Genomic DNA, 9,675 nt, shown 5'->3' on the forward strand with positions numbered 1-9,675 from the left:
AAAAAAAGCTAAATTTACCAAGTTTAATTCGTTATTATTCAAGGTTTTAAATACTTAGCCTGACGGCTATGGGACTAAGGGGTGGGTCAAAACCTCACATGCCGGCAAATACCTTCCATCCCTTTAATCTTTTTTCCTCATTATTCCCCTGTCTTTTTCTGGCTTTTCTTCTTTAACAACAATTGGTGATGATATGAACCTTCACGCATGAGTTTAGCGCCGCAAAGTGGACAGCGTTGGTCCTGGCAAGGAATTCCACGTTGATGAGGCGCCTTGTAATCGCATTTGGGACAAATACAATAGCCGCCGCTTCCCATGGCCTGACTACCCGTTCCGTGCATGTTCAGCCTCCTTTCTGTTTAACTGTAGCTTAAGCGTTGTTCCTCAATGGTTAATTCCGGTGTAATGATCTCTTTCCATTCTTCCGAATTCCAGGTTCCCAGTTCCTGATGTGTTAAAAAATAACTTTGTGGAATGGGATGCGTGCCATAGACTACCTTTATCTGGTGATGCGTTTCAATAAAATTTTTAAAGTAAGTAAGATAAGGACAGGGCGGATAGCCGACAAGCATGCCTGTGGCCAGATGGATGACATCCACGCCATTCTTTTTCATTTCGGCCGGGGCGTATTCAATATTGCCCCCAGGGCATGCGCCACAGGTAGTGTAACCCACCAGCTCCACTTCTACATCCTGGTAATAGCTGAAAGCCCCTTCACGATTTTTTAGCGCTCGTAAACACTTGCCTCCGGCACAATGGCGATAGCGATCGCAAATAATAATGCCGATCTTCACAATTTTTGAAGTTTCCCTATTGGACATTTTTACCTCCAGGGTTAATGGGAAATTCACTCTTAAAAACAAAACGCCCCTGGTTTTGCAATTTGAAGCATGCGCGTAAAATGGCAGAGGTTAAATGAAATTCTACACATTTTTATTCGTAATTCGTAATTTTTATTTTATTCTCCATCCGCATCGCTGAAGTTTTTTCTTTTTAACCGTTTGCCTTTACTCTCTCACCATCATTGCACCACACTCAGGGCATTTAACGCTGGTGCAGGGCGTACCGGGTTGATGGGCCACTTTTGTCCCACAGGATGGACAAACACAATATCCGGCAGGTCCCAACCCAGCGCGATTGCGTCCCGGGCCCTGCCCTTTTCCTGCGCCGGGCCCCTGTCCCCGGCCGCCTCCACGTCCTCTTCTGCCTAACATTTTTTCTCCTTTAAACTGAATTAAACAGTAAAGATGCGGGGGCTGCCCGCCACTGGACGAACAGCCTCCACATTTTCCGCTTGCATGTTAGTCGTTTTCCCTGGTTCCGGATTCGTCCTTAGCGGTCAGTGCGTTCAGCCGATTCAGTAAACCCTCTACCGCGGATTTCAGGCTGCTCAGCTCATCTTTCATGGCTGAAAGTTCGGCTTTACTGGCTTGCTCGCTGGTTTGAGCCGTTTGACTGCTGCCTGGTTGTGTTGCTGGCCAGGGCCAGCGCCAGCCGAATCCACGACCAAAACCAAAGCCGCGTCCCCAGCCACGACCGAAACCGCGCCCGGCACCGAATCCGCGACCCATGGGTGTACCTCGGGTGTATCCCGGGCTATCATAGCCTGCGCAATAGCCCAATCCTCTGCCTGTTCTGGGGCCCTGACCTAATGGACCCGTTCGATCTCCCCACGGCATTTTTTTATCCTCCTTTTTTGGTTAAACATTGAGTTCCTGGTTCTAAGTTGAATAGTTTAATGGTTGAATAGAATTCACATTTCAAAGTGTCCATTCCGCACTCCAATTTTAAATTCCTGATTTGTAATTAGCTGCGTACAGTCCAAAATAATCCCACTCAGGAAGTAGTAGTTCATAATTTGTATTTTTTTTAGAACCCTTTACTTTGCTCCTCTTCCATTTAAACTATTACAACTGTTGTTCTTGCAGCTTGCCCTCTTTAAACTTCTGGTAAGCATCTTTTAAAGTAATATTCCCTTCGGTTGTGTAAACTTTAATGCCCGCGCTTTTTAAAACCGAACCGGCTTTGGGACCAACATGTCCCGTAACCAGGGCATCAATTCCCGCATTGATGATAATTTGCGCGGCATTGGTGCCGGCGCCGTGAGCTGCTTCCACATTGGACGTATTGTCAATGAACGTAGTCACTTCGCTGTCTGTATCTACCACAAAAAATCCTCTGCCTCGTCCAAAGCGCAGATCGACTTTTTCGTACCAACCGTTACCCTGGGCAGTAAAAGCTACTTTCATCACTCGTTCTCCTCTTCTTTGGTTAAAAATTGGTAGATTTCCAGAATTTTCTCCTTAATAGCCGGATCATTACTTTCAATTAGTGTTTTCTTCTCATTTAAGGTTTCCACAAATATGGTTTGATACGGAATGTGATTAATCACCGCAATCTGGTGCTGCTGGCAGAAGGCATCGATTTCTCTGGCCATTTGCTCATTCAGATCGCTCTTATTGATCACACACGATGCTTTTAGTTTAAAATATTCGATCAATTCGACCAGGCGTTGTAAATCGTGTAAACCGGATTGCGTGGCTTCAGTTACTAAAAGCACGTGATCCGCGTTGCTCAAAGAAGAGATTACCGGACACCCCACTCCCGGAGGCCCGTCCACAAAGATGAAAGGGACGTTCTCATTTTCTGCGATCTTTTTTGCTTCCTGTTTTACTTTGGCCACCAATTTGCCGGAATTTTCCTGCCCAATGCCCAGATGCGCATAGACGAACTCATTATCGAATCGAGATTGCGCATGGTACCATTTTCCGGCAAGATTTTCTTCCATGCGAATGGCATTCAGCGGGCAAAGATGAAAACAAACAGAACACCCTTCACAATCTACTTCATCAACAAAATATTGTCCGTACTCATATCTTATGGAGTCAAAAGCACATTTTTCCTGGCAAAGACCGCAATCCGTGCAAAGATCGTTGTCGATCACCGCTGTTTTACCGCTGTAAAAATCTTCGGATAGGCGCACCTGTGGCTCATAAAGCAAATGTAAATTGGCCGCGTCCACGTCACAATCTACGACCACAGCCTTCTTGCCGGCTATGGCTCCCAGAGCAGCTGTAATGGAGGTTTTGCCTGTTCCGCCTTTGCCACTGATGATGACAATCTCTTTCATGCCGCGACCTCTCTAACCTTTTGTGTAACCTTGCGCAACAAATTCAAAAACAGAGATTCCATGCCTTCCATAACCTGGCTGATTAACTGGCCCTGAGCATAGGCTTTAGCAATTTCTTGCCTGTGCGGTATTTTACCCAGAACTTCAATACGGTTTTGCTGGCAATATTGTGTAATAATGTCTGTTTGCTCTACGGCTTTGTTGATGACGATGCCAAACGGTTTATTCAATTGCTGCACAACCTGAACCAATAGATCAAGATCGTGCAAGCCAAACGGCGTAGGTTCGCCAACCAGAATAATAAAATCAAGGTCTTTGATGGCTTCGATGACCGGACAGGAAGTTCCGGGCGGCGAATCATAGATGATCACTTGCGCGTCGTCTTTACTCATCTTTTTGGTATCCTTAATCAATGCCGTAGTGGCCGACTCCCCGACTTTCAACAGACCGCTCACCAATTGGAGGCCTGCGGCTTGGCTTTCAAAAATTTTTCCAATTTCCTTTTTGCCCTCTTCTATGGCGCCCAGAGGACACAGTTCCAGACAGCCGTAACAACTATGGCAGAGCTCGGGAAAGACCATTACCTGATTGGCCAGAGTAATGATGGCATGATATTCACACATCTGGCTGCAAATTCCGCAATGATCACATACCGCTTCATTGACAATGGGAATCATTCTTTCGACCGGCTGTACCCGGACTTCCTCTGGATCAAAAAACAATGTGGCATTCGGTTCTTCCACATCCAGATCGTACAAGGCCACCTTTTTCGATCTGGAGGCTACAAAAGCCAGATTGGTAGCAATTAACGTTTTACCGGTTCCACCTTTTCCACTGGCAACAGCAATTTTCATTTTAACGTCCTCTTCTGTGTCTTCTGCCCTTAACCATAAAGCGATGCGCTAAATTTTCAATATTTTGCGAACCGCAATCCGGACAGTGTTCAAGGTTAGCCTCAAAGGGTTGTTGAATGGTCTCGCCGCAATCATGACAGTGAGCCAATGTATTAATGAAATCCACATTTCCGCCTTCAATAATCAACTCTTTGCCTTCTACCAGAGCGGTAGCCACCTTGTGTCTGGCCTGTTCGATCAAGCGCGTAAATGTAGGGCGCGAAATACGCATGCGTTCGGCTGCGGCCTGATGCTCCAGTCCCAGATGATCGGCCAGGCGAATGGCTTCGTACTCATCCACGGTGAGCACTATGGATTCCAGTGCGCGTCTGGGAATTCCGCTCGGTTTAAAGTTTTTGAACTGTGGCGGCTGCCAGATCATGCGTTTTCTGTAAGGTCCTCTCATACGTCTCCTTTAAATGAACATATGTTCATTCTCTTGTACGCAATATAATGAACAAAAGTTCATTTTGTCAAGTATTTTTGTGTTGAAAAAAAAAAGAGGCTGGAGGAGTTAGGAGTTCAAGAGTTAAGAGTTTAAGAGTTAATTAGTTGAATGGTTGAATAGTTAAATATTTAAATGGTGCTGAGTGTCATTGCAAATCTCCAATTCATCGGAATCCTTTCCACCAACGCCGTTTTCCCCTTGCTCTGCGAGGGGCCAGGGATGAGGGCAAAACTGCTTTTTAACTAAAATTTACTCAGCGCCAATTCTTTATTTCCACCTCAATGGCATTATCATGTAGTCGGGCCAGGGCGTAACCGCCGGAACGCAAAGGGCCTGGATTGACGATCACGGTACGTCCCAGATAATCAATGCTCTGGGCTTCGTGGATGTGTCCTGTGAAATAGGCCAGAGGTTGCACCTCTTCCACAAAGCGACGCAGGGCGCGGCTGCCCACATGTTCATCGGCAATCAAGCGATCGGTCTTTGTACCAAAAGGCGGCTGGTGGATCAGTACAATCCATTGTTCGTCAGGCCCGATGTGCCTACGAAGTTTGTTCAGAACACGTTCATATTGTTCTTCACTCAACTCATTGGGTGTTGCGCCGGGCGCTGGTAAGGCGCCGCCCAATCCCCAGAAAAAATAGCCATTGATCTCTCTGATTTGATTATCGAGGTTAATGCCCAGGTTATTTAGAAACCGTTCTACAGCCGGAGGATCGCAGTTACCAGGTATGGCCAGGATATTTTGATTGTGGTTACGGATGGTGTCGATGATGTTTTGCGCCTCACGCGCATTGCCAAAGGTTGTGATATCACCGGCCAGAAGTACCAGATCGGCTTCCATCAGTTCACGGCCAATGCGATCGATGGCCAGGGTATGGTTGTGGATGTCGGTCAAAACGATGAGATTCATGAATACCCCTTGTTAATCTGTACAAATTTTAATTATCGTATACACCGCACAATTGAAACACTGAATGATTTAGAAATTCGTAGAACAAGATAATGGTTTTCTTAAAAATAGCTTACCGAATCTTTGCATTACAAACAGTCCACAGCTTCTTGATTAACAATAAAAACTTTTAAATAATTGAGCACTGTACAATCCTTTTCTTCTTTTCTCATCTGATAAACGGTTTGCACAAAATCGTCAACATCCCTATCATCCAGCAGAGTGTCAAAAAACGAAAGATCACGCACTGCTTTGGCCTTTGCAAAGGGATCGTGTTTTATTTTCTGAATCGATCGCTCTTTTAGGCATGACAATTTTGAAATTTTGAAAGTGCCCTTCTTCTTTAGGAGTTGAATCCCGTTTGTTCAGTACTTTAACTACTTTAGTTTTTGATTAGTTAAAGTAGCAGAGCCGCAACCTTTAAAAAACCCCAAAGGGCGTCCGTCTTACGGCCGGTTGGAGCGAAGTGAAAATCCCGATTCTCGGGAACAGGCCAGTCTGGCAGCACCAGCCTGACAGGCCCGTCTGGCCACCGGACAGGCCATTCAACCATTGAACCATTCAACCCTTTTACTTCCTCACACAAAACAAAAATTTTCGCACGCTAATGTGCAATATCTTACGTTGGAAGCATTCTAAATAGCATTTTAGCTTTCTATTTTCAGCACCTTGGCCCCGCGAATTTTGCGTTCTTTCAACTCAATCAACGCTTTGTTGGCTTCTTCTAAAGCGTAGGTCTGGTATTCCGGTTTAATGGGAATTTCGGCCGCTAATTGCAAAAATTCGCGCACATCGCGCAAAGCCACATTGGCCACGCTTTTGATCTCCTTTTCCATCCACAAATGCTGTGGATAATCCAATTTTAGTAAATAATCTTTGTCGTGATCTTCTTTGCGAATGGCGTTAATGACCAGTCGCCCGCCGGGTAAAAGATTTTTTAACGCTTCGACAATCGGTTTCCAGACCGGCGTGGTGTCGATGATGGCGTGCAGTTTTTGCGGCACTAATGCTTCGGTGTCGCCGGCCCACACGGCGCCCAACTCGCGGGCAAAGTCCTGTTCGCTCTGGCTACGGGCAAACACGTACACCTCGCTGTCTGGAAATTTGTGTTGCACCATTTTCAGCACCAGATGGCCGGAAGCGCCAAAGCCGGTTAAGCCCAGCCGCTGACCGTTTTCAAGATTGGTAAGCCGTAAGGAGCGGTAGCCGATAGCGCCGGCGCAGAGCAAAGGCGCCGCTTCTTCGTCGCTAAAGATTTCCGGAATGGGATGGGCAAAATCCTCGTGCACCACCATTAGCTCGGCGTAACCGCCAAACACATCGCGTCCGGTGGCTTTGAATTCCGGACAAAGATTTTCTTCTCCACGTTGACAAAATTCGCAGTGCCCGCAAGAAGAGTAAATCCACGGCACGCCCACGCGATCGCCGATCTTTAATTTGCTTACGCCCGGGCCCAATTGTACGACTTTACCCACTACCTGATGTCCCAGCACCATGGGAAAATAGGCGGGCGGCGTCCGTCCTTCGATTTCGTCCAATTCGGTGTGACACACACCGCAGGTGGAAACTTTTAACAAAATTTCATGATCTCCCGGAATCGGATCGGGAAGTTCTATTAATTGCAGGGGCGTTTTATTGATTTTTAAATCGGTTGTCTGATTTAATACCATGGCTTTCATCGCAAACCTCCGCAACTGGTTTTGTTTTTATTTTGGGCCGCTGTAGAGCTAAGGGTTTAAAATCATGGACTCCAATTCTCAGAAGACTTGCCTGGTGAGGAAACAAGCGACGCATTTACTCTCCACTCTTAATCCTTCAACTCTATTTCTCCATTCCTTTTGCTCTATTTAATTTTTCCATCCACTTTTTTAATAATTCTGTCACGCAAATCCGCAGCCTGTTGTTCTAATTGTTCACAGGTCTTTTTCATTTCCTGCACAAAAACCGCATCTTCGATCTGTCCTAAATTAATCAGCACGTTAAACACTCCACCTTTGACCCCGTTAAAGGCCATCAAGGCTCCTACCCCCACATCGGTAATGGAGTTCGGATTGCCATATTTTACAACGATTTCCGCCACTTTTAAGGCTTCCAGACTTTGTCTGGCGGTTTCCAGCGGAACGTTTACTGCCTGTTTCAAACCCGCCTGCTCGGCTTCGTGTTTTTTCTTCTTTTCTTCCGGGGTTCTGGAGGGCAAACGACGGGCCTCCATGTAGGCGTTAAAGGCGTTGGTGTCGGCATCAATGGCTGCAGCCAGTTTAAACTTGATTTTCTGGGCCTTTTCTGCTGCCTCGTTTAAAATTTCGTCAACCGCTTCGCTCCCCCGCTTATTGGCCGTTAAGTTGGAAACCATCGATGCCAGCGCGGCCCCAAGGCTACCACTTAAAGCAGCAATGGATCCGCCGCCTGGTGCCGGAGATTCGCGTGAAACTTCATCAATAAAATCCGCCACTTTCATCTGCACCAGCGGCGCGTTCAAGTCTTCTGGCAGACCTAAAACGCGTTCTTCGATCTTGAAATCGGTTACGTCCCGCAGGCCCAGCGATTGAACCGCCGTTTCCAGAATATCGCGAATGGGAATCCCCGCCGAACGGCCCTGTTGCTTTAAGTAGAACATACCGGTTTCCAGCAAAGCCGGGTAGGGCACCATGCCCACAATTTCACTTCCGGTAACAACCAGCCCCCGTTCCATGGCCAGACGCCGCGTTTCTTCCAGAACATGGTGCATGGAGGTCACTTTGTAATTGGTTAAGTTAATGGAAATCTGCGCCCGGTCGTATTCCGGAACCATCCAGCCAATGGCTTTGCAATATCTGAATTTGCCAGGTTTTTTGACCGACTGCCCTTCCGGATGCTCCGGATTGATTCCATTGAGCTGCAAAAGGTATCGCAAATCATAATCGTGTACTGCTTTGCAATGCTCAATGGTTTCCTGGATGGTTCGGCCCACAAATTCACAACTTCCACAGGGGTAATGGCCTTCTCTGTATTTCAAAATTTCCCGCCCTTTAAAATAGAAGGGGCGAATATTTCCCCGGCGTACTGAGCGTCCTTTTTCGCGTAATTCAAAGGCAATGTCCGTGGCATATTTAACTTCACGTGTATTCAAATTAATGTTGTAAGCGATCAGAAATTCACGCACACCAATCACAGTGGCGCCGGCTTTAGCGTTAAACTCAGCCGGGCCAAAATCCGGCTTCCAGTTGGGATCTTTGAGTTTTTCGGCCAGCCCCTCGTATTCTCCCTGGCGGATGATGGCCAGGTTCTGGCGTTCCGGTCTGGTGGCCGATTTTTCGTAAAGGTACACCGGAATGCCCAATTCTTCCCCCACCCGTTTGGCCACCTCTTTTGAAAGGGCCACACACTCTTCAATGGTAATGCCGCTTACCGGTACAAAGGGACAGACGTCCGTTGCCCCGATTCGCGGATGGGTGCCCTTGTGCATACGCATGTCAATGAGTTCAGCCGCCTTTTTGATAGCCCGAAAGGCGGCTTCTTTTACACCTTGTGGCGAACCGACAAAGGTAACTACCGTGCGGTTCATTTCTGCGCCAGGATCCACATCCAGTAACTTTACGCCTTCAACCGATTTGATTGCATTGGTAATCTGATTAATCACTTCCTTATTACGACCTTCAGAAAAATTCGGTACGCATTCGACTAACGCTTTACTCATTTTCACCTCGCTCATTTTTCTTACACTGTTCAACAAAGATCAAAATTACAAAAACTTTGATTAATTAACAATGACAAATCGTTTGATTTTCCGGAATTAAGAAAAAGGTTTTAAGGCGCAGAGGCTCAGGATAGTTGTGTTTATTGAGCCCTATGCTTCATCCCCAAAAAAGAGCGGTTAAAAACCTTTTTTGCCTCAAAAGACTGGACTAAGACAAATTGGATCACCTTTTTTAGAAGCCACACCCGGATTGTCATTTCGACCGATGCTCAGACCTAAAGCGACATGCAGCGCGGAGAAATCTTTCTTTACTTAACAAAGTCTCGACCTGAAGCCCGAGACTTTTATAAGGGCGAAAAGACAATCAGTGAGGCTTCGTGCCGAGCGTCATTCCAAATCCCGATCCTCGGGGACATGCCCGTCTGGCCACCGGACAGGCCCGTCTGGCCACCGGACAGGCCCGCCAGTCTGGCAAAGCGCAGCCTGACAGGTCTGGCCACCGGTTGGAGCGCAGCGGAAATCCCGATCTTCGGGGACAGGCTTGTCCGGCCGTAGCACGGGCCCGTCTGGCAGGCG

At 47.1% G+C, this 9,675-nt stretch carries 12 protein-coding genes; 1 reads left to right on the forward strand and 11 read right to left on the reverse strand.

Translation table 11 applies throughout. The annotated features are described in order from the left end of the window. Positions 1-140: 140 nt before the first annotated feature. The 11 genes from ACWB0I_RS02560 to ftcD all read right to left on the reverse strand — a co-directional run bounded on the left by ACWB0I_RS02560 (position 141) and on the right by ftcD (position 9,099). A complete protein-coding gene (locus ACWB0I_RS02560; RefSeq protein WP_479386467.1) occupies positions 141-341 on the reverse strand; it encodes a ferredoxin in 201 nt (66 codons plus the stop codon). Positions 342-359: 18 nt separating this feature from the next. Continuing rightward, positions 360-821, reverse strand: a complete 462-nt coding sequence (locus ACWB0I_RS02565) for a CGGC domain-containing protein (RefSeq protein WP_479386468.1) — start codon at positions 819-821, stop codon at positions 360-362. Positions 822-1,021: 200 nt separating this feature from the next. Beyond that, the gene (locus tag ACWB0I_RS02570) at positions 1,022-1,195 is read right to left on the reverse strand and encodes a hypothetical protein (protein WP_479386469.1); all 174 of its coding nucleotides are present in this window, start codon (positions 1,193-1,195) and stop codon (positions 1,022-1,024) included. A gap of 106 nt (positions 1,196-1,301) precedes the next feature. Then, entirely contained in the window at positions 1,302-1,679 is a 378-nt protein-coding gene (locus tag ACWB0I_RS02575; protein WP_479386470.1) for a DUF5320 domain-containing protein, read from the reverse strand. A gap of 228 nt (positions 1,680-1,907) precedes the next feature. Beyond that, positions 1,908-2,249 carry a NifB/NifX family molybdenum-iron cluster-binding protein gene (locus tag ACWB0I_RS02580; RefSeq protein WP_479386471.1) on the reverse strand — a complete coding sequence of 114 codons (342 nt, stop codon included), beginning with the start codon at positions 2,247-2,249 and terminating at the stop codon, positions 1,908-1,910. Further along, positions 2,249-3,130, reverse strand: a complete 882-nt coding sequence (locus ACWB0I_RS02585; RefSeq protein WP_479386472.1) for an ATP-binding protein — start codon at positions 3,128-3,130, stop codon at positions 2,249-2,251. The genes ACWB0I_RS02580 and ACWB0I_RS02585 overlap by 1 nt, the downstream gene beginning before the upstream one ends. After that, on the reverse strand, positions 3,127-3,984 hold the full coding sequence (locus ACWB0I_RS02590; RefSeq protein WP_479386473.1) for a nucleotide-binding protein: 858 nt from the start codon (positions 3,982-3,984) through the stop codon (positions 3,127-3,129). Before ACWB0I_RS02590 ends, ACWB0I_RS02585 begins: the two co-directional genes overlap by 4 nt. Position 3,985: 1 nt before the next feature. Beyond that, positions 3,986-4,429 (reverse strand): DUF134 domain-containing protein, encoded by a 444-nt coding sequence (locus ACWB0I_RS02595; RefSeq protein ID WP_479386474.1) that lies wholly within the window; start codon positions 4,427-4,429, stop codon positions 3,986-3,988. 295 nt (positions 4,430-4,724) lie between these two features. After that, positions 4,725-5,384 carry a metallophosphoesterase family protein gene (locus ACWB0I_RS02600; protein WP_479386475.1) on the reverse strand — a complete coding sequence of 220 codons (660 nt, stop codon included), beginning with the start codon at positions 5,382-5,384 and terminating at the stop codon, positions 4,725-4,727. Positions 5,385-6,070: 686 nt separating this feature from the next. Beyond that, the gene (locus ACWB0I_RS02605; protein ID WP_479386476.1) at positions 6,071-7,102 is read right to left on the reverse strand and encodes a zinc-dependent alcohol dehydrogenase family protein; all 1,032 of its coding nucleotides are present in this window, start codon (positions 7,100-7,102) and stop codon (positions 6,071-6,073) included. A 164-nt stretch (positions 7,103-7,266) separates the two neighbouring features. Next, positions 7,267-9,099 (reverse strand): glutamate formimidoyltransferase, encoded by a 1,833-nt coding sequence (gene ftcD / locus ACWB0I_RS02610; RefSeq protein ID WP_479386477.1) that lies wholly within the window; start codon positions 9,097-9,099, stop codon positions 7,267-7,269. A 377-nt stretch (positions 9,100-9,476) separates the two neighbouring features. On the opposite strand from ftcD, the gene ACWB0I_RS02615 reads away from it, so the two are divergent. Beyond that, on the forward strand, positions 9,477-9,675 hold a 199-nt coding region (locus tag ACWB0I_RS02615), incomplete at its 3' end, for a hypothetical protein (protein WP_479386478.1).

The organism is Caldithrix sp. (assembly GCF_056497305.1).